The organism is Mesorhizobium japonicum MAFF 303099 (assembly GCF_000009625.1).
GTDB lineage: Bacteria > Pseudomonadota > Alphaproteobacteria > Rhizobiales > Rhizobiaceae > Mesorhizobium > Mesorhizobium japonicum.
The window spans coordinates 2,096,321-2,115,379 of sequence record NC_002678.2; the positions used below are offsets into that span (position 1 = coordinate 2,096,321).

General features: G+C 63.7%; 20 protein-coding genes. 10 read left to right on the forward strand and 10 right to left on the reverse strand.

The genetic code is table 11. The features are described from left to right. The 3 genes from MAFF_RS11275 to MAFF_RS11285 all read right to left on the reverse strand — a co-directional run bounded on the left by MAFF_RS11275 (position 1) and on the right by MAFF_RS11285 (position 2,873). Positions 1–1,104 (reverse strand): HlyD family secretion protein, encoded by a 1,104-nt coding sequence (locus tag MAFF_RS11275; RefSeq protein ID WP_010911034.1) that lies wholly within the window; start codon positions 1,102–1,104, stop codon positions 1–3. Continuing rightward, positions 1,101–1,649 (reverse strand): winged helix-turn-helix transcriptional regulator, encoded by a 549-nt coding sequence (locus MAFF_RS11280; RefSeq protein WP_010911035.1) that lies wholly within the window; start codon positions 1,647–1,649, stop codon positions 1,101–1,103. The genes MAFF_RS11275 and MAFF_RS11280 overlap by 4 nt, the downstream gene beginning before the upstream one ends. A gap of 243 nt (positions 1,650–1,892) precedes the next feature. Next, positions 1,893–2,873 carry a quinone oxidoreductase family protein gene (locus MAFF_RS11285; protein WP_010911036.1) on the reverse strand — a complete coding sequence of 327 codons (981 nt, stop codon included), beginning with the start codon at positions 2,871–2,873 and terminating at the stop codon, positions 1,893–1,895. A 97-nt stretch (positions 2,874–2,970) separates the two neighbouring features. Between MAFF_RS11285 and MAFF_RS11290 the strand changes: the two genes are divergently transcribed. Next, complete coding sequence (locus MAFF_RS11290) at positions 2,971–3,378, forward strand: winged helix-turn-helix transcriptional regulator (protein ID WP_044548259.1); 408 nt, start codon at positions 2,971–2,973, stop codon at positions 3,376–3,378. A 69-nt stretch (positions 3,379–3,447) separates the two neighbouring features. After that, positions 3,448–4,257, forward strand: a complete 810-nt coding sequence (locus tag MAFF_RS11295; protein WP_010911038.1) for an MBL fold metallo-hydrolase — start codon at positions 3,448–3,450, stop codon at positions 4,255–4,257. Between the two features lie 85 nt (positions 4,258–4,342). Here MAFF_RS11295 and MAFF_RS11300 read toward each other — a convergent pair whose 3' ends face one another. Further along, the gene (locus tag MAFF_RS11300) at positions 4,343–5,497 is read right to left on the reverse strand and encodes a sulfite oxidase (protein WP_010911039.1); all 1,155 of its coding nucleotides are present in this window, start codon (positions 5,495–5,497) and stop codon (positions 4,343–4,345) included. A 502-nt stretch (positions 5,498–5,999) separates the two neighbouring features. Beyond that, a complete protein-coding gene (locus tag MAFF_RS11305) occupies positions 6,000–6,605 on the reverse strand; it encodes an NADPH-dependent FMN reductase (protein WP_010911040.1) in 606 nt (201 codons plus the stop codon). A 91-nt stretch (positions 6,606–6,696) separates the two neighbouring features. Between MAFF_RS11305 and MAFF_RS11310 the strand changes: the two genes are divergently transcribed. Next, entirely contained in the window at positions 6,697–7,065 is a 369-nt protein-coding gene (locus MAFF_RS11310; protein ID WP_010911041.1) for a winged helix-turn-helix transcriptional regulator, read from the forward strand. Positions 7,066–7,284: 219 nt separating this feature from the next. Here the strand turns inward: MAFF_RS11310 and MAFF_RS39985 are convergent, their stop codons facing one another. The 3 genes from MAFF_RS39985 to MAFF_RS11320 form a co-directional block, all read right to left on the reverse strand. Next, entirely contained in the window at positions 7,285–7,449 is a 165-nt protein-coding gene (locus tag MAFF_RS39985) for a hypothetical protein (protein WP_010911042.1), read from the reverse strand. Between the two features lie 130 nt (positions 7,450–7,579). After that, positions 7,580–7,975, reverse strand: a complete 396-nt coding sequence (locus MAFF_RS11315; RefSeq protein WP_010911043.1) for an acyl-CoA thioesterase — start codon at positions 7,973–7,975, stop codon at positions 7,580–7,582. Positions 7,976–8,080: 105 nt separating this feature from the next. Further along, positions 8,081–9,022 carry a phosphoribosylaminoimidazolesuccinocarboxamide synthase gene (locus MAFF_RS11320; RefSeq protein WP_044548260.1) on the reverse strand — a complete coding sequence of 314 codons (942 nt, stop codon included), beginning with the start codon at positions 9,020–9,022 and terminating at the stop codon, positions 8,081–8,083. 216 nt (positions 9,023–9,238) lie between these two features. Here MAFF_RS11320 and MAFF_RS11325 point away from each other — a divergent pair, with 216 nt between their 5' ends. Genes MAFF_RS11325 through MAFF_RS11335 form a run of 3 tightly spaced genes read left to right on the forward strand, consistent with a single transcriptional unit; the run spans position 9,239 to position 12,980 of the window. Beyond that, positions 9,239–10,855 (forward strand): GMC family oxidoreductase, encoded by a 1,617-nt coding sequence (locus MAFF_RS11325; protein ID WP_010911045.1) that lies wholly within the window; start codon positions 9,239–9,241, stop codon positions 10,853–10,855. Further along, a complete protein-coding gene (locus MAFF_RS11330; protein WP_010911046.1) occupies positions 10,852–12,066 on the forward strand; it encodes a mandelate racemase/muconate lactonizing enzyme family protein in 1,215 nt (404 codons plus the stop codon). The genes MAFF_RS11325 and MAFF_RS11330 overlap by 4 nt, the downstream gene beginning before the upstream one ends. Beyond that, positions 12,063–12,980 (forward strand): NAD(P)-dependent oxidoreductase, encoded by a 918-nt coding sequence (locus MAFF_RS11335; RefSeq protein ID WP_010911047.1) that lies wholly within the window; start codon positions 12,063–12,065, stop codon positions 12,978–12,980. The genes MAFF_RS11330 and MAFF_RS11335 overlap by 4 nt, the downstream gene beginning before the upstream one ends. 93 nt (positions 12,981–13,073) lie before the next feature. Here the strand turns inward: MAFF_RS11335 and MAFF_RS11340 are convergent, their stop codons facing one another. Beyond that, positions 13,074–14,012 (reverse strand): diacylglycerol/lipid kinase family protein, encoded by a 939-nt coding sequence (locus MAFF_RS11340; protein ID WP_032931387.1) that lies wholly within the window; start codon positions 14,010–14,012, stop codon positions 13,074–13,076. A 713-nt stretch (positions 14,013–14,725) separates the two neighbouring features. On the opposite strand from MAFF_RS11340, the gene MAFF_RS11345 reads away from it, so the two are divergent. The 4 genes from MAFF_RS11345 (at position 14,726) to MAFF_RS11360 (ending at position 17,966) form a co-directional block, all read left to right on the forward strand. Continuing rightward, a complete protein-coding gene (locus MAFF_RS11345) occupies positions 14,726–15,160 on the forward strand; it encodes a membrane protein (RefSeq protein WP_032931388.1) in 435 nt (144 codons plus the stop codon). Positions 15,161–15,166: 6 nt separating this feature from the next. Further along, on the forward strand, positions 15,167–16,297 hold the full coding sequence (locus MAFF_RS11350) for a hypothetical protein (protein WP_010911051.1): 1,131 nt from the start codon (positions 15,167–15,169) through the stop codon (positions 16,295–16,297). A 15-nt stretch (positions 16,298–16,312) separates the two neighbouring features. Further along, on the forward strand, positions 16,313–17,311 hold the full coding sequence (locus MAFF_RS11355) for an alpha/beta fold hydrolase (RefSeq protein ID WP_010911052.1): 999 nt from the start codon (positions 16,313–16,315) through the stop codon (positions 17,309–17,311). A gap of 133 nt (positions 17,312–17,444) precedes the next feature. Then, positions 17,445–17,966 carry a hypothetical protein gene (locus MAFF_RS11360; RefSeq protein WP_044548262.1) on the forward strand — a complete coding sequence of 174 codons (522 nt, stop codon included), beginning with the start codon at positions 17,445–17,447 and terminating at the stop codon, positions 17,964–17,966. Positions 17,967–18,423: 457 nt separating this feature from the next. Here MAFF_RS11360 and MAFF_RS11370 read toward each other — a convergent pair whose 3' ends face one another. Beyond that, complete coding sequence (locus MAFF_RS11370; protein ID WP_010911054.1) at positions 18,424–19,047, reverse strand: hypothetical protein; 624 nt, start codon at positions 19,045–19,047, stop codon at positions 18,424–18,426. Between the last annotated feature and the right edge of the window lie 12 nt (positions 19,048–19,059).

Consider the following 19,059-nt stretch of genomic DNA (forward strand, 5'->3'; position numbering starts at 1 on the left):
TCAGTGCGCGCCGGTATCGACGGTCACGACGGTGGAGAGGCCTGGCCGCAGCGCGACCTTCCGCGCCTGGTCCGGGTCGATGGTGATGCGGACAGGAACACGCTGGACGATCTTGGTGAAATTGCCGGTGGCGTTCTGCGCCGGGATGACGCTGAAGATCGCCCCCGTCGCCGGTCCCAGGCTGCTGACATGGCCCTTGAGCGGCTGGTCGGGCGCGATGTCGGTATAGACCGTCGCCGCCTGTCCGTCCGCCATGCGCCGCAACTGATCTTCCTTGAAATTGGCATCGACCCACAGCCCGCTCTGCGGGACGATCGTCAGCAGATAGCTGCCCGGCGAGACATAGGTGCCGACCTGCGCCAGCCGGTTGCCGACGAGGCCGTCGATCGGAGCGCGGATCTGCGTGAAGCCAAGATCGAGCTCAGCCGTGTCGAGATCGGCCTTGGCGGCCAGAACCGCGGCGGTCGCTTCCGAGATCTGCGTGTTCAGCACGTCGAGCTGTTGCCTGGCGGCCGCAAGCCCGGCACGCGAGGCGGAAACGGAAGCCTTCGCCTGCCCGTCGGCGGCAAGGCTTCTCTGCGCGTCCTGCTGCGAGCCGGCCCTGGTGCTGGCCAGCACCTCGTAGCGCTTGGCATCCTGTGTAGTAAATGTGGCGGCTGCACTCTTCGCCTCGAGATCGGCCTCTGCCTGTTCGATCAGCGAATTCTGCAGCGAGACCTGGGCGCGAAGATTGTCGAGCGCCGATTGCTGCTGCTGGACGGAAGCCCGCGCACGCTCCACCGCCGCCTTGAACGGCCGGTCGTCGATGCGGATGATGAGCTGGCCGGCGTCGACATGCTGATTGTCCTCGACGAGGATCTGATCGATATGCCCGGCGACGCGTGGCGCCAGCGGCGTGACATTGCCGCCGACATAGGCATCGTCGGTCGACATCACGAACCGGCCTGCCTGCCACCACTGAAAGCCATACCAGCCGGCGACGCCGATGGCGATCGCGGCGCCCAGCATGACGATCGGCTTGCGGCGGCTTTTGGCGGGCGCGGGTATCTGGACGGCGGATGGCTGCGCCGGCTGCAACTCGGCGGCGGAGAGAACCTTGTTCATTTGCCCCGCGCCTCTTCACGGCTTTGATCAACGTTGTCGATGAGCGGCAGGCCAGAACCCTCTGTGCTGAAGCGATAGCGCTGCCGCATGCGGTCGGTGGCCCTTGGGGCCGTCGCCATGGTGAAGTCCCCGCCGTCGAGTTCCCTGCCGGTCTGGCGGTCGACCAGCACAGGCTCGGCCCAGCGCCCGTCAGTCTTGTCCACCACCACAAGGCTCGGGCCTTCGGGCGCCAGATGCTTGTTGCCCCAGGCGAGCAGCGAAAGCAGCACCGGGCGGAAATCTCGCGCCTTGGCGGTCAGCACATATTCATGGCGCAGCGGCCGCTCGCAGTAGGCGCGCTTTTCGAACAGGCCACGCTCGACCAGGCTGTTCAGGCGGCGCGTGAGAATGTTGGGCGCGATCTCCAGGCTCTTCTGAAACTGGTCGAAGCGCGTCAGCCCCTGGAACGCGTCCCTGAGCAACAGGATGCTCCACCATTCGCCGACATCGTCGAGGCTGCGCGCAATGGGGCATGGGCGGGTTTCGAAGCTTGTTTTTGCAACCATGACCGGAAGTCTCTTTCAAAATGAAAGTGACATATAGCCAAGTTAGTTGCATTATGCAAGTCATTCGAACGTGATTGTGAAAAACGACCGCCGATTTTGGGGAATGAGATTGGCCCCAAGGAGCAGTGGCGCCGCCAAGGCATGGCGGCCTCGGCAAGAAAACGCCACGACGTGCCGTCAGGGTGATTTGGTAAGATGTTCGCGCGCTTGCCCCCTCAACGGCCCCTCCAGGGGATAACGCCGTCAGGGCACCAGCACGACCTTGCCGGTCGAGCGCCGCTCGTCCAGAAGCCGGTGCGCCTCGCCGGCCTGGCCGAGCGGGAACCGGCCGCCGATCGCGACCCGCAGCCGGCCGCTCGCCGCCAGCTGGAACAGTTCCGACAGGCTCGCCCGCAACACCTGCGGCGACAGCAGCGGCAGCAGCGCGAAACCCCTCAGCGACTGGTTACGGCCGATCATGGCTTCCAGATCGGAAGGTTCGAGCCCATAGCGGCCGAGCGCCGCGAACACCAGTTCGCCGCCGGGCGCCAAAGCCTGCAGCGACAAAGCCGTCAGCGCGCCGCCAACCGTGTCGTAGATGATGTCTGCACCCTCCCCGCCTGTCAGCGCGCGGACGCGCGCGGGCCAGTCCGACCCGATGTAATCGACGGCGGCATCGGCGCCGAGCGACAGAGCAAGCTCGATCTTGCCCGCGCCGCCGGCGGCCGCGATCACCTTGGCCGCGCCCTTTGCCTTAGCAAGCTGGACAAGCAGCGATCCGACGCCACCGGCAGCGGCCGGCACCAGCACCGTCCTGCCCTCAGGCGGGCTCTGGCGCAGCAAATGCAGTGCCGTCAGCCCCTGCACCATCAGCGCCGTCGCGGCTTCGAACGAGACGTCGTCCGGCAGCGGCACGGTCAGATCGGCTGATATCGTCACCTGCTCGGCATAGCCGCCATAAGGGCGCTGCGAGGCAAACAGCGGCGCCGCGACACGTCTCCCCAGAAACGCAGCATCCACGCCTTCGCCGACGGCCTCGACGATACCAGCGACTTCCACGCCGGGAAACATCGGCAGTTGCGGCGTCACCGCGTAGCGGTCCGCGCGCATCAGCACCTCGAAGAAGTTGATGCCGGCGGCGTGAACGCGGACCAGCACCTCGCCGGCCTGCGGCACCGGCGCCGGCAGCTCGACGATCTCGAGCACCTCGGGGCCGCCGAAGCGGCTGAATTGAACGGCTTTCATGGCAAACTCCGATCGCACTGGCATCGGCGGTGGTTTGCCACTATCTGCGAGGCCGCGACTACACACTCATTTGTCCCCTGGAGACCAGGAGGTGACCATGGCCGGTGCAGCCAGGAAGATGCCGATCAAGCGACTGCCGATGTTGCCGGCGGAGCGCGCGCTGAAAGTGATAGCCGGGCGTTGGAAGGCGGTTATCCTCTACCATCTCTTCGATGGCTCCCGGCGGCTGTCGGCGCTGAAGGCGATGATGCCTGGCATCACCCAGAAAGTGCTGATCCAGCAGCTGCGCGAAATGGAGGAGCATGGCCTCGTCAGCCGCGAGATCTTCGCCGAAGTGCCCGCCCGCGTCGAATATTCGGCAACCAGCCTCGGCCTCAGCCTCGAGCCGATCCTGCTGGCGCTCTGCCAGTGGGGCCAGCACCACGCGGACGAGTTGGACGAGAAGCATCGCCTCGCCGACTGCATCATCCGGCCACGGCAGGCGCAGCAGGCACACTTGGCCTAGATCGAATTGGCATTACGGGTTGCCGACGCAGGCTGCCCATCACAGATTGTCTGCAGAACGGATCGGCAAATGCACCGCATAGCTTCGGGCGAACTTCATTCCACCTACGCTCTTGGTGACCTGCGCATCACCGCCTTGCGCGACGGCTATGTCGACATGCCGGTCGGGCGGCTTAGGCAACGCGGCGACAAGCCGTTTGGCGACGACTTGCCGGAACAAGTCGCTTTGGTTGGCGGTCAGCTCAGACTCTCCGTCAACGCCTTCGCGATTGACGATGGGCATGAGGTCATCTTGATCGATACTGGTGCTGCAAATGCCTGGCACCCGACCATGGGCCGGCTTCCCCAGGCGCTGGACGAAGCCGGCATCGATGTCGAACGAATCCGCACCGTGGGCTTCACCCATACGCATCTCGACCACATCCAGGGTCTCGTGCTTGCCGACGGCCGGGACGCTTTCCCGCGCCTGGCGCGCTTGCTCGTTCCCGGGCAGGAACTCGACCTGTTCCGCGCCGAAGCGCGGCTCGAGCGATTTCACGACATGGCGCAACCGTTCGAAGCCGGAGACCGTCTCGGGACCCATGTCGACATTGTCGGCGCTCAAGGCCATGAAGTGGGTCACAGCTGCTTTCGCGCTTCGAGTGGCGGCGAAGGCATTTTGATCTGGGGCGATACCGTTCACGTCCCATCGCTGCAGTTCGATCGGCCCGAGGTGACGTGGGAGTTCGACACGGATCAAGACCAGGCGCGCGAGAGCCGGTTGCGGCTGCTGGCGCTTGCGGCGGACGATCATTACCTCGTTGCCGGCGCGCATCTGGACTCGCCCGGCATTGGCCGCGTCATCCGCTCTGGCGGCAGCTTTCGATTTGAGCCGCTGTAGTTAGATAGGGGGCGGCGCAAGCGCCCCCTATCTTCGAGCTTCTTCTCGCCCTGGCGCATGGCCAGGATCTTGACCGGCGCAGCCGTCAACCGACCTGAATGCGGCGGGTCACCTGACCGTTGCTCTCCCAGTAGGTGTGTTTCTTGGCAATCCACGGATCGCTCATCGCCGGCTGGATGTTGCCGCTCGTATCGATCGCGCGCGAGGTGACGGTGTGCTCCCCGGCGGAAGGTTTGGGCCAATCGAGAGACCACATCCTCCAGGCGAACTCCGCCTTGTCGGCGTCGTCGATGGTCGCCGGCATCCACGGCCCCTCGTCGATCTTCCCCTCGACGCGGTCGACCGGCGCGCCCCAGGCGGCTCCGACGATCCGGTATTCGTTGCCGATATGGGTAACCCTGGCCGGTGCCGATTTGAGCCTTGCCCGTCCGACGGAGGTTTCCGCCCACACGGTCTCGCCATTATGGTCTTCCTCGCGGACCGTGACGTAGTCGCGTCCCATGAACCGGCTCTCGAAGCGCTGGTCGCGCACCTCGATGCGCTTGAGCCATTTCGCGTTCGCGATCCCGTACCAGCCCGGCGCTATCAGCCGCAGCGGGAAGCCGTTGTCGGGCGGCAAGGACGTTCCGTTCATCTCGTAGCAAAGGATGTTTTTTGGATCCATGGCGTCGGCCAGCGACATGCTGCGCGCGAAATTCTGCTTGAACGTGATCTCGTCGGCTCGTTTGATCTCGCCTTCGTCGGCGCCCCAGAAGACGACCTCGATGCCGCTGTCGAGGACCCCGGCCTCCTTCAGGATCGGGGCGAGCGGCGTCCCCGCCCAGCGGGCATTGCCGATTCCGCCGTTGAAAAACGGCAGGCCGGTGTTGCCCGAACATTCGATCGTGAAGGCGACTTCCTCGCGCGGCCGGGCCTTGATGTCGGCAAGCGTCAGGGCCATCGGCTTTTTGACCAGCCCGCCGACTTCCAGCTTCCACTTGCTCTCGTCAATGACCGGCCGGTTGAAGTGCGCGATCGAAAAGAATTTGTCGTTGGGCGTTACCCAGGAATCGAGATCCTCCCAGACGAGCTGGTTCTTGACAACCTCCGGAACAGGGTTCGGCGGCAGTTGATCGAGCCATTTGACGACTTCCTCGCCGGGCCGTGCAGGAAAAGCGTAAACCCGCGAGGCATGGAGAGCCGCGATTGCGGCAACGGCCACACTTCCTTGGATAAGTTCTCTGCGTTGAAGATAAGGCATGCTGTTTCCCTCCCAGTTGATCCGGAACGGGCTGCAGCGTGCTATTTGGGCCGTAGCCTGATCTCGGACAGGCGCACAAGAAACGACTGCCACCCGGAAATATCCGGGTGGGTCATGCAATCAGCGACGCGTCTCAAGCATGTAAGGCATTGGGCGAAACTCTGGCCTGGGTTTCGTGCTTGGAGCGTGCGCCCTGAAAAAGGATGTGTCCACAACTTGGACGGGATATGTCGACCTTGCGGCCGATTTCCGCTCCGTCGCAGCTCGGGACCCGCTTCTGGCGCGATGTGTTCGCTCTGACGGTGCCGGTCCAGCGAGGGGCACTAAAGCCTCTCACCGCCCCTTCCTTGGCCTTGCCCAGAGGCGTTCGGGCCGGTGTCGGGCGTGTGGCAATCCGATTGATAGCGGCTACCGGGCAATCGGTCACAAGCGGTTTCACACAATTGAAAAGGGCGGCGCATGCGCCGCCCCGTATCCCTTGGGAGGATAATTCGACCGGCGGTCAGGCCGCTTTGATTTCCTCGTCGACCACGTCGGCGGCGCGGGCCTTCTTCAATGCCTTGGCCCACCAGGCGACGTCGTTGACCAGCGCGCTGGCCGCCTGGTTCAGGTGATCGAGGTCTTCGAGCTTCTTCTCCCCCTGGCGCACGGCCAGGAAGTCGCCCCAGGCGATATGGACGGCCGACTTGACCGGCGCCATCTGCAGTTCGACGGCATGGAGACGGAGCTGCTCGACGGCGCGGGCACCGCCGACGCTGCCATAGCCGACGAAGCCGGCCGGCTTCTTGTTCCATTCGTTGGCGGCGTAGTCGATGGCGTTCTTCAGCACGGCCGTCGGGCCATGATTGTATTCGGCGGCGGTGAAGATGAAGCCGTCAAATTCGGCGACCTTCTTCTGCCAGCGCTGCGCCACTTCGTTGGTCGACGGCACCCAGGCGGAAGAGGCGACTTCGTCAAAGAAGGGCAGCGGGAAGTCTCTGAGGTCGACGACCTCCACATCGATATCGGCATGCGACTTGGCGATCTTGGCGATCCATTGCGTGGGCACATCGGCGAAGCGCGCGGCGCGCGTCGAACCGACGATGATGGCGATTTTCGGCTTTGACATGGGGGCTCTCCATTCCAGTAAAAAGCTGGTATCGTTTAGATACCGGCGCTATATGAGATACTGTCAACTGCCGACGCAAGGAGGCACCGTTTTGTTACTGAGGCACCCGCATAACACCGAAGACTGTCGCGCGATTTCGGAAATCCTGCAGCGCGTGGGTGACAAATGGACCGTGCTCGTGGTCGGCAAGCTCGGCCACGGACCGCTGCGTTTCAACGAGCTGCGCGCCGCTGTCGGCGGCATCTCGCAGAAGATGTTGACCACAACCTTGCGCGGCCTGGAACGCGACGGCTTCGTCACCCGCACCGTGTTTCCGACCATTCCGCCGCGCGTCGACTACGAACTGACCGAACTCGGGCACGAACTGTTGATCCCGGTCAGCGCGCTTGGCGAATGGGCGCGCAGGAACACGCAGCGTGTGCGGGAGGCACGCGAAAAATTCGACGGCATGCATGGTTGAAGCCCTTGCGTGGCAAGGGATCCGAAGTTTTGCGTTGAGCGGAATTGCCTGGACGGCAATTAGAGTCGTGGTTCTCAAAACGCGATCCGGCAATGTAGCCCTACGGCGCTTGAGTAGACCACGCAGGCGTTACCTGGGCAACGACAATAGCGCACCAAAGGCAACCATTCAGGCTCCTCATTCGGGCCCCTGGCGCCAGTCCATCGCAGGGCGCCGTGATCAGGGCGCGCATGTCGCGGCAGGCTTCCGGTCGCCCTTGTCGCCTTGCCGGCAGGCGACGGGCCGAAGGTCGTTTTTGACTTCGGCATAGGCGGTTACGCCGAGCAGGCAGACCAGGGCGACAAGGGCTGCCACGAGCCAGCCGTTCAGCATGTGTTGACGCATTGTCTCTCCCTCAACACCGGCACAATCGGGCGCGATGGCAACCGTTGGATGTCGCGGAACGCATCGCCCGCACGGGCGATGTTACAATTGCCCCGCATTGGGAGAACGGGGGGTCGCGAGTACGGGCTCGTCAACCCTCGGCCGGAACGGCCTTCGGCTTGCCCTCGCCGTCCAGCGCCACCATGACGAAATCGGCGTGGGTGACCTTTTCCATCAAATCGGAGAGATAGCGCTGCGCCCAGGCTTCGACCTTGAGCGTCATCGAGGTGCGGCCGACGCGTTCGACATGGGTGTAGATGCACAGCGTGTCGCCGATCTTCATCGGCTTGGCGAAGGACATCTCCTTGACCGCCGCCGTCACCACGCGGCCCCTGGCGCGCTCGGCGGCGCGGATGCCGCAGGCAAGGTCCATCTGCGCCATCACCCAGCCGCCGAAAATGTCGCCGGCGGCGTTGGCGTCCGAAGGCATGGCGAGCGTGCGCAGCGTCAGGTCTCCGATCGGCCGTCCGTCCGCGTAGTGCACCATGCGAGAAATCCCCCGAGGTCGAAGGCTTGAGATCGACTGCCCTCGATCCCGTAGCGTCATGGCGCTAACGCGTCAACGCGCGCCGGGAAAAGCTTCGCCTGGCTGCTAGAAGAAGCGCACCAGGTTCGAACGGATGCGATCGAGAACCGTGTCCCCGGAAAGGTCGGGAACGAATGCCTTGCCCGTGATCGCTTCGTAGGCTTGGGCATAGATGCGCGAGGCCTGTTCGACGATCTCGTCTGGAATCCTGGGGATCGGGTCCTTGTAAGGATCGCAGCGCGCCGCCACCCAGGAGCGGATGAAATCCTTGTCGAAGCTGTCCGGCCGCGTGCCGCTGGCCAGCGCCTGTTCATAGCTCGCCGCGATCCAGTACCGGCTGCTGTCGGGCGTATGGATTTCATCGGCCAGGATGATCGTGCCGTTCTTGTCTGTGCCGAATTCGTATTTGGTGTCGGCAAGGATCAGGCCGCGCTCGGCGGCACGTGCCTGGCCGCGCGCGAACAGCTTCAAGGCGTAATCCGAGACGGTGTCCCATTGCGCCTGCGTGAGCAGGCCCTGCGCGAGGATCTCGGCCCTCGACAGCGGCTCGTCATGGCCGCCATCCGCCGCCTTGCTCGTCGGCGTGATGACGGGCGCGGCCAGCTTCTCATTGTCGCGCAGGCCGTCAGGCAGGCGCATTCCATACATCTCCCGTTCGCCGCGACGATAGCGGGTCAGGATCGAGGTGCTGGTGGTGCCGGCGAGATAGCCACGCACGACGATCTCGACGGGCAGGATGTCGAGCCTCGTGCCGACGACGACATTGGGGTCGGGATATTCGAGCACATGGTTCGGGCAGATATCGGCGGTTTCCTCGAACCAGTAGCGCGCCGTCTGGGTCAGGATCTCGCCCTTGAACGGGATCGAGGTCAGGATGATGTCGAAGGCGCTGAGACGGTCGGTGGCGATGATGATGCGCCGCCCGTCCGCCAGATCGTAGTTTTCTCGAACCTTGCCCTTGTAGTAGCCCGGCAGCTCGGGAATGAACGCATCCGACAGGGTCCGCATATGATTTCCCGCCTTCCGCAGAGGTGGCCAGAGCAAATGAATGCCCTCGCATAAGCTGTCGACCCCATGCATATCAAGCGCGATTGTCGGTATTCCCCGCAACTCGACCTCGCATTCCAGTCGCTTTTTTCACAACGCATGCCGGAAGGCCCGGCGACGCGGCGAACCCGTCGCGTCTAGGCTGCGGCCAGTTTTCCGGAGCCGCCCGTTTCAATCATGCAGATCTATGACTTCATCATCGTCGGCTCCGGCTCGGCCGGCTCGGTGCTCGCCGAGAGACTGTCGGCCTCGGGCCGCTTCTCGGTGCTGGTGCTGGAGGCCGGCGGCACGGACCGGCGCTTCTACGTGCAGATGCCGCTCGGCTATGGCAAGACCTTCTTCGACCCGGCGGTCAACTGGAACTACAAGACGGAAGCCGATCCCGGTCTCGGCGGCAATGTCGACCACTGGCCGCGCGGCAAGCTGCTCGGCGGCTCGAGTTCGATCAACGCCATGGTCTGGATTCGGGGTGCGCGCGAGGATTTCGACGACTGGCGCGCCGCCGGCAATCCCGGCTGGAGCTATGACGAGCTGTTGCCGATCTTCAAGGCGCTCGAGGACAATGAGGCCGGCGCCGACAGATGGCGCGGCACCGGTGGTCCCCTGCACATCAGCGATACGGCCAACGCCGTCCACCCGCTGACAAAGCGTTATCTCGCCGCCGGCCAGCAGGCCGGCCTGCCGCTCAACCCCGATTTCAACGGCGCTGCCCAGGAAGGCGTCGGCACCTACCAGATCTCGACCAAGAACGGCCGCCGCATGTCCGCCGCGCGCGCCTTCCTGCGCCCGGCGATGAAGCGCGGCAATGTCCGCGTCGAGACCAACGCGCTGGCCAGCCGCATCCTGTTCGAAGGCAAACGCGCGGTCGGCATCGAATATCTGCAGAACGGTCAGACGAAGACGGCGCGGGCCGGCCGCGAGGTGATCCTCTCCGCCGGCTCGATCAACTCGCCGCAGCTGCTGCAATTGTCGGGCGTCGGCCCCTCGGCGCTTCTGAAAGGGCTGGGCATCGCTGTCGTCCACGCCAACGAGAATGTCGGTGCGCATCTGCAGGACCATGTCGGCATCAACTACACCTTCAAGGGCAAGGTGCCGACGCTCAACCAGATCCTGCGTCCCTGGTGGGGCAAGCTGCTGGTCGGCATGCAGTACATACTGACGCGCTCGGGACCGCTGTCGCTGTCGATGAACCATGGCGGCGGTTTCTTCCGCACCGACCCGGCGTTCTCGCGCCCCAACATGCAGCTCTATTTCCAGGCCTTCTCGACGGTCATCCCGAAGAGCGGCGAGCGGCCGATCCTGACGCCGGACCCATGGCCGGGCTTCTCCATCGGCCTGTCCAATTGCCGCCCGTCGAGCCGGGGCGAGATCATGATCCGCTCCAGCAATCCGCTGGACTATCCGAAGATCACCGCCAATGCCTATTCTACCAATGCCGATGTCGAGGAGATGCTGGCGGCGGTGAAGTTCGTGCGCAAGATCGCCTCGATGCCAGCGTTGGCGGAAATCATCCAGGAGGAAGTCCTGCCCGGCCCGTCGATCCAGTCGGACGCCGACCTGATCACCGATTTCAGGAAACGCTCCGGCACTGTCTATCACCCGGTCTCGACCTGCCGCATGGGGCCCGATCCCACGCGCGCCGCCGTCGATCCGCGTCTGAAGGTGCATGGGCTTGAAGGCTTGCGCGTCATCGACGCCTCGATCTTTCCCGACAACATCACCGGCAACACCAACGCCGCCTCGGTCATGACCGGGTGGAAGGGTGCCGAACTGGTTCTGGAGGACCAAAAATGAAGATCACCGACGTCAAGACCTGGGTTGTCGGCAACCCGCCGCCCGGCATCGGCGGCAAGTATTTCATCTTCGTCAAACTGACCACCGACGGCGGCGTGGTCGGTTATGGCGAAGCCTACAACGCTACCTTCTCCGCCCATGTCACGGCGAAAATGGTCGAGGACATGGCCGAGCGCTATCTCGTCGGCCGCGACCCGCACGACATCGAGAACTTCTTCCGCCGCGCCTATTCCTCCGGCTTCACCCAGCGTCCCGATGTTTCCGGCATGGGCTGCTTCTCGGCACTGGAAATGGCCTGCTGGGACATCATCGGCAAGGAGGCCAACAAGCCGGTCTACAAACTGCTCGGCGGCCAGGTGCACGAGACGCTGCGCTCCTACACCTACCTCTATCCGCACACGGGCAGCGTCCATTCGGAGGACGCGCCGGACGGCAGGAATGTCTACAACGACCCAGAACTGGCGGCGGCCTGCGCGCTCGAATATGTCGAGCAGGGGTTCAATGCCGTCAAGCTCGACCCGGCCGGTCCCTATACCGCCTTCGACGGCCATCAGCCGCGCCTGCTCGACATCGATGTCTCCACCCGGATGATCAAGGCGATCCGCGAGGCGGTCGGCACCCGCGCCGACATATTGTTCGGCACGCACGGCCAGTTCACCGCGTCGGGCGCGCTGCGCATGGCCCGCGCCATCGAGCCCTATGATCCCTTGTGGTTCGAGGAGCCGGTACCGCCCGACATGCCGGAGGTGATGGCGCAGGTCGCCCGCGGTACCTCCATCCCGATCGCCACCGGCGAACGGCTGACGACCAAGTTCGAATTCGCCCGCGTCATCGAAAACCGTGCCGCGACCATATTGCAGCCGGATCTCGGCCGCTCTGGCGGCATCCTCGAAACCAAAAAGATCGCGGCCATGGCCGAGGCCTATCACATCCAGGTCGCGCCGCATTGCTATTGCGGCCCGATCGTCGGCGCCGCCAACATCCAGCTGGCGGTGACGCTGCCCAACTTCCTCATCCTGGAATCGCTGAAGCAGTGGGACGGCTTCCACGCCACGCTCTTGAAGAAGAAGATCGAATGGCAGGACGGCAACGTCATCCCGTCGAAGGAACCGGGGCTGGGCGTCGAGCTCAACGAAGCGGTCTGCGATGCCCATCCCTACACCGGCAAGGATTTGCACCTGCAGATGATGCAGACCCCGTTGATGCCGTGAGCGAGAGCTACGCCTTCATCGGCCTCGGCCATCTCGGCGGCAACCTTGCCCCCAGCCTGATCCGCAACGGTTTTGCGATCACCGTCTTCGACCGCGACCCGGCTGCCGTCGAGCGCCTCGTGACGCTCGGCGCCACGGCGGCGAACAGCCCGGCCGAGGCGGCGGCGCGAGCCGGCAATGCCATCACTTGCCTGCCCTCGCCGAAAATCAGCGAAGCAGTGCTTGCCGGTCCCGGCGGCTTGCTCGAAGGTTTGCCGAAGGGCGGCACCTGGATCGAGATGTCGACCAATGGCCGCGACGAAATCATGCGCCTTGCCGCCCTCGCCTCGGCCGAAGGCGTCGAGACACTGGAATGCCCGGTCACCGGCGGCGTGCATCTGGCGGCGGTAGGAAAGATCACCGCGCTGGTCGGCGGCGATGCCGCGCTTTACGAACGCCATCGCGCGGCCATCGAGGCGATGTGCGCGCGCTCCTTCCTGATGGGGCCGATCGGCTCGGCCGCGGTGATCAAGGTGATCACCAACATGCTCGCCTTCATCCATCTCGTCGCCGCCGGCGAGGCACTGATGCTGGCCAAGCAGGGCGGCCTTGACCTCGCCCAATCCTACCACGCCATCGTTGCCTCCTCCGGCAACAGCTTCGTCCACGAGACCGAAAGCCAGTTGGTGCTCAACGGCTCCTACGACATCGGCTTCACCATGGACCTGGCGCTGAAGGACCTCGGTTTTGCGTTGGGCATGGGCAAGGATTTCGGCGTGCCGCTGGAGCTGGCATCCCGCGTCAATGCAATTTTTGAAAAGGGCAAGGCGGCCTATGGCGGCGGCGCCTGGTCGACCCAGATCGTCAAATTGCTCGAGGATGCCGTCGGCACCGACCTGCGCGCACCCGGTTTTCCAGCCAGACTGGAAATCTGACCGGAGACCGGAAAACCAAGCAATTTCATTTGCTTGAATCGATAGCCGGATTCAGTTTCAAAAAGACTTGAATCAATCTGGCAACGCCTTGATTCAATATCTGAGCGTCAGCGCGCCAGGTAGGATCTCGAAGGTCGCCGGTATGCGCCCGGGCGACTCACCGTCTATGTCCACCAGCGCGCCGTTCTTTTCCACATCGTCGAGCGGTTCGACAACCACTTTCTTGCCGCGCAGGATGGTGATTGCCGGATGGTTGCGGTGCCGGCCGCCATAGAGCAGGCGGATGTCCCAGATCAGCTTCAGCTTACCTGCCGCGCGCAGGATGACGATGTCGAATTGCCCGTCGGTGAGCTCGGCATCCGGCGCGATCATCATGCCGCCGCCGAAGAACTTGCCGTTGGCCACCGCCACCAGCGCCATGCGCGCCTCGACCGGAGCGCCGTCGTCGACGGTGATCCGCACATGCTGGAAGCGGTAGCGGATGAACTCGACCACGGTGCGCCACAGGAACAGCGCCTTGGCCGACATCTTGCCCTTTCGCTTGTCGGCATTGACGGCGCGATCGGTGGCGCCCGACAGGCCGAGGCTGGCGATGTTGATGAAGTGGCGGCTAGCCAGTGCGCCATGGTCGTCGATATAGCAGATGCGGCCGGCATCGACCTTGCGGCCCTCTGCCCCGGCGATCCGCTTCAAGGTCGCGTCCACGGCTTTCGGCAGGCCAAGACCGCGTGCGAAATCGATGCCTGTACCGCATGGCAGCAGGCCAAGCTCGGTCGTCCTACCGCTCTCCTCGAATGCCTGCAGCAGCCCGTCGGCCACTTCGCTGGCGGTGCCGTCGCCACCGGCGGCGATCACCAGGTCGAAGCCGGTGGCGGCGAGGTCGATGGCCAACCGTTCGGCGTCGCCCTCCGCCTGCGTCTCGCGCAGTTCGAAATCGCCGAAGTGCTTTTTCAGTGAGGCGGCGACTTCAGGCCAATGCCGCTTCAGCCGGCCGCCACCGGCTATCGGATTGAGAACCACCCCGACTTTCAATACGCACCCTCCCCGGCGCCGAGCATGAACGCTCGATCGTTTGCCGGCATTGAAGCCCGCGCCCGCCGGCGGAGCAAGGGGCGCCGTCGATTGCAACATCGAAAAGAGGGGCAGGCTGTCTAAGGCAGCGGGCACTGAAGTTCCTGGGCTCTCGCCAAACGGTCCCCGATAATCCCGCTATCCACAGGCCCATGGCCATTCCCCAGGACACTTACCCGGCGTACGTTAAACCCATCTCAGGCGGCCACTGATCGCCAAGCCGAAAGGCGAAAGTGAAAGGCGGATTTCCTGAGGCCCGTACGGCCCGAAGCGAGAACAGGCTTGCCTGTTTCGAGGGACGGTAGCCGAGACCTACGGGGCCGCGGAAAGCGTGCCAACGCCGACGGCGGACCGATGCTGCCATGAAGGACGGCAAAAACCTTCGATGGCACGCAGGGCAAAGCCCGCAAGGGCCAAGACCAGCGTGGTCTGGAACGGACACTGCCTTGGGGTGGTGGCTGGCAGGACCGTCAAAATCAAGGCCGGCATGGCGCGACGACTTTGCGGAAGTTGCTGCCGCGACCGTGTCCTGATCTGACAGGGAGGCGCTGGGAGAAATCCCAGCGCCGACTGTCGTTTTCCTATCCCGCGCAATTTTTACGGTGTTTCCGGTTGGGGCTGCAACCGGCGGCGAAATCGGCTAACGTTCGACGGCAATTGGAGGGGGATACTTCATGACGCTGATCCAGAAGCTTGCCGTTGCCTATGCTTTCCTGTTCTTCGCCGTCGTCGCCATCGGCTACATACCGGCGTTCAACGATGCCAACGGCAATCTGTTCGGCCTGTTCTCGCTGCAATGGTATGACGACCTGCTGCACGCCTTCTCCGGCGTCTGGGCGCTGGCCGCCGCCTTCATCTCGCATCGCCAGGCGGTGTTCTATTTCAAGCTGTTCGGATCGGTCTATCTGTTCGACGGCGTGCTCGGGCTGATCACCGGCTCCGGCTGCCTCGATGCCGGCATCTTCATCAACGGTTTCCGCTCCCTCAACGACATCGAGTTCCCCACCCGCTTCTTCGCCAACCTGCCGCATCTCGTTATCGGCGGCTTCGCCGTCTATGTCGGCTTCTGGCTGTCGAAGCGCATACACGACCACTTCGCCACGGCCTGACCGGCCATGTTGCTGTTCCGCTGGCTGAAGCGCATTATCAAGACGATCGTCTGGCTGATCGTCATCATCATCCTCATCCCGATCGTCGGGCTGAGCTACGGTTTTCTGACGACGCAGTCGCTCGACAAGACGCCGCTGCCCGGCATTGCCGATGGCGCGCCGCCCAAGGCGTTGGCCGACAAGGTCCGTGCCGAAATCCCTGGCTACCAAAGGCCGGAGGAATCGACCTTCCTCACCTATCCCGAATGGGCGATCGTCTACGCCGCGCGCGAATATGCCGGCTTCGTCGCCAAGGACCAGCCGAGCGGGTTTCCCTATTGGTCCTATGTCGGCCGCTTCTGGCAGGACTACGCCACCGTGATCCGCGCCAGTTCCCCCTACAAGTTCAACTATGCCAACCACCAGATGCTGGTCATCATCGGCACCAGCCACTCGATCGAGCACATATTGCAATGGGCCTATGAGAACACGGTCGGCCGCGTCACCGAGGCGACATCGGCCAAACGCACCGCCGCCGACATCTACCAGGCCAAGGTGGCGGCGGACTACGCCGCCTTCCTCGACCAGGTGCCGTGGTACCAGTTCGCCTATGCCGAAAAGCGCGCCGGCCTGTTTGCCGTGCAGCCGGCGCCGGGCGACAGCTCCGTCCGCACCAGCGAACGCAAGCTCGCCTTCGGCCTCGCCGACACCATCAAGCAGGGCTATGCCGACCTGATCAAAAAGGCGCTCGCCGCCACCTCCGACCCGGCCTTCCTCGATGTCCATGTCTGGGCCAAGGGCCCGGTCGGCGAAGCCACCCGCAACGAGCCCGACACCTTGCTGGAGCGCGACCTGGGTCCTGACGGCACCATCTTCGTCACCAAGCGCTATCAGGTCTTCACCGACATGATCCCGCGGCTGATCGACAAGGGCGTCTCCTTCGTCGAGATCGGCGGCAATGACGAGATCATGGTCACCATGCTGTCGACCGACTCGATCGCCGTCCCCGAAGGCATGCGCATCCTCTTCAGCTATCCGCTGCCGGCCGATCCTTCGACGCGCCGCACCGGCATGGTCGTGGCCGTACGCAAGCTGCATCTCGTGCTGCCGGCTCTGATCAAGTCAGGCGCCAGGCTCGAACACGTCTATGACTATTGAGACGATGGCCTGGAAATGCGTCGGTTGATCCGCATCGTCGGCTGGCTCGCGGTCACGCTGGTCGTGCTCATTGTGGTCGTGCTTGCTGGCTTTCGCGGCGCGGCGGCGCTGCGAGAGAACCGGTCGCCCGAGGAGGCAGCCCCGGCGGGAGCGCTGTTTGCCACAGTGGATGGCCTGAAGATACACTATCAGGTCTGGGGACCCCTGGACGGACCGCCGCTGCTCCTGTTCCACGGCACCGCCTCCTGGGCCGAGACATACCGCGATATCGCCGCGCCGTTGGGAGAACAGGGCTTTCGCGTCATAGCGCCCGACATGCCTCCCTTTGGCTATTCGCAAAGACCGGCCGACCAGGATTATTCGCGCGCCGCCCACGCAAAACGCGTCCTCGGTTTCGCCGACGCTCTCGGCCTGCGCCATTTCAGCGTCGGTGTCCACTCCTATGGCGGCGGCGGCGTGATCGAAGCCGCCTTCTCGGCCCCGGCTCGCATCGACTCGCTGATCCTGCTCGATGTCGCCATTGGCCTCGGCCAGACCGAGGCACCGGCCTTGCCGTTGGCATCCCTGCTCGACAGGGACTGGCCGCGCCAGTTGCTGACCGCGTCGACCTTCACCAATCCGCTGATGACCGGCCCTGGCCTGCGCAAATTCGTTGAAAACGACGATCTCGTCACGGCGGAGCGCATTGCGATCTACACGCGCCCTTTGAACGTCAAGGGCACCACCAATGCCGTTGGCCATTGGCTGGTCAGCGGGCTCTACCATGACGAGCGCAAATCGCTTGCCGCCGACAAGGCGAATTACCGCGCCTTCACGCCGCCCGTTCTCGTCATCTGGGGACGAGACGATTCAACCACGCCCCTCGCGCAGGGCGAAGAGATCGCCTCGCTGTTTGCGCATGCCGAGCTGGCCGTTCTCGATGGCGTCAACCACATCCCTCAGGTCGAGCGCCCGCACGATGTGGTGCGGCTGATCGGCAATTTCCTCAAACGGACCTTGCCGGCCGCTCGATAAGCGCGCGCCGCCATGCTCATTCCACAATCGCGGCCAAATCCCGCCTTGTTCGCGCGCGATGGAATGGTGCATGTTGCCTGACGGGCGACATACCTGAATGCGCTGCCGGGGGGCATCTCGAAGGGACAAGACCGTGATCAAGACCGCCCTTGTCGCCATGACCATTGTCGGCTGCGACTGTGACGCAAAGCTGTGCGAATATATCGGCGAGACGCCGGCCAAGTGGTCGACTATCGCCGAGTGCGAAGCCGCGATGAAGACCCAGATCCTGCACCAGCGCAATTTCGACTATCCGCTGGTGTCCGGCATCTGCCGCACCAAGGGTTCGTCGTCCTCCTCGCAACTGGCCGCCACCGCATCCCGCCCCGAACTGAAGCCCGCCAGCAGGGTCGTGCGGACGCAAAGCCCGTTGCCGCCGGAACTGAGCCATCGGCCGAGCGTGCCGGTCGGCTCGCCGACGACGACCGTCGACGCGGACGCCGCCCGGCCCGTCGCCTACGAACAGGTGGTCGATGGCGGAACCGGCGTGCTCTATCGCACGAAGAACGGCTACGCCGTGGTCAAGACCGACCTTGGCCGCGCGGCTTCCGCGACCGCCGATGCGGCAAAACGTTCGGTGAACTGGCTGGCCGGCCTGGTGCCGACGGGGCTGTAGTCCGCTAGCGTCTCGGCTCACGACCTGCTGCGGACGTATGACACACGATCGAAGGCCTGCCGGCGGGTTCTATCCAACGGTGTCAGTCGCCCAGTCTCCGTTTGGTCAATTCGACTTGATAGGCGCTTCGCGGATGCCGTCTCAGTCGCCATATCTTGAGGGATATGACAAGCGCCAAATATCCAAATAGCGCAAACAGACCCCAAAAGATTCCAATTCCGATTCCGTTGATTAAGATAAAAATAACCACAAACCCAACTGCAACCACGACATAATATAAGGCCGAGGCCCAGAGATATTTCTCCATTTGAGAGCTATTCACCTATCTCTGATTCCCGTTTGGTCATTCGATTCATAGCGCACCAATGCTGTGCAATTCGTTCTCGAGAATATGCCAATAGACGAGGCGCCTTTCGACCCACAGCCGAAATCCAAACTGAGACACTGCCCCAGCCCCCTACATCTTGACCTTCAGGCTCTCCCAAAACTTGTCGATCAGCGGCTGTTCGGTGGCCAGGTCCTCGCTGCCGACGCGCGTGACGAACAACAGCCCCTGATCGGAGAGGCCGTAGCCGACGATCTCGAAATACGCGGTGTCGGTGCGCGTCTTCACCTCGGCGCGGATGCCGGTCAGCTCCTTACCGTCGGCGAGCTTGCGCGTCGTCGGCTGCTGCGTCAGTTCGGCGCCGGCCTGCACCGATTCCCTGGTCATCTCCTGCAGCATCAGCTGGTTGAGCGACACCGGGTTCATCTTGCCATATTCCTGCACCACGACAATCGTGCCGAGCGCCGAAGCCATCAGATATTGCGTGATGTTCTCGCCGAGATCGGTCTTGGTCACCGAAATGCCGCTCGGATGGACGAAGGAGAAACTGTCGCCGGAAAAGGTGGCGAAGTCGTTGCGCTCGAGCGTCACCTTGCTCTGCTTGCCGCCGGGCAGCGTAATGGTCGTGCTCTCACCGGGATCGATATCGACCGCCACGCCGTCGATGGTCAGCTTGAAGGCCTTGAGATCCTCGGCTCCGGCCGGTCCAGCGCACAGCGCGATGAGAGTGAGGGCTGCCGCTGACACCATGCGCATCGACTATTCTCC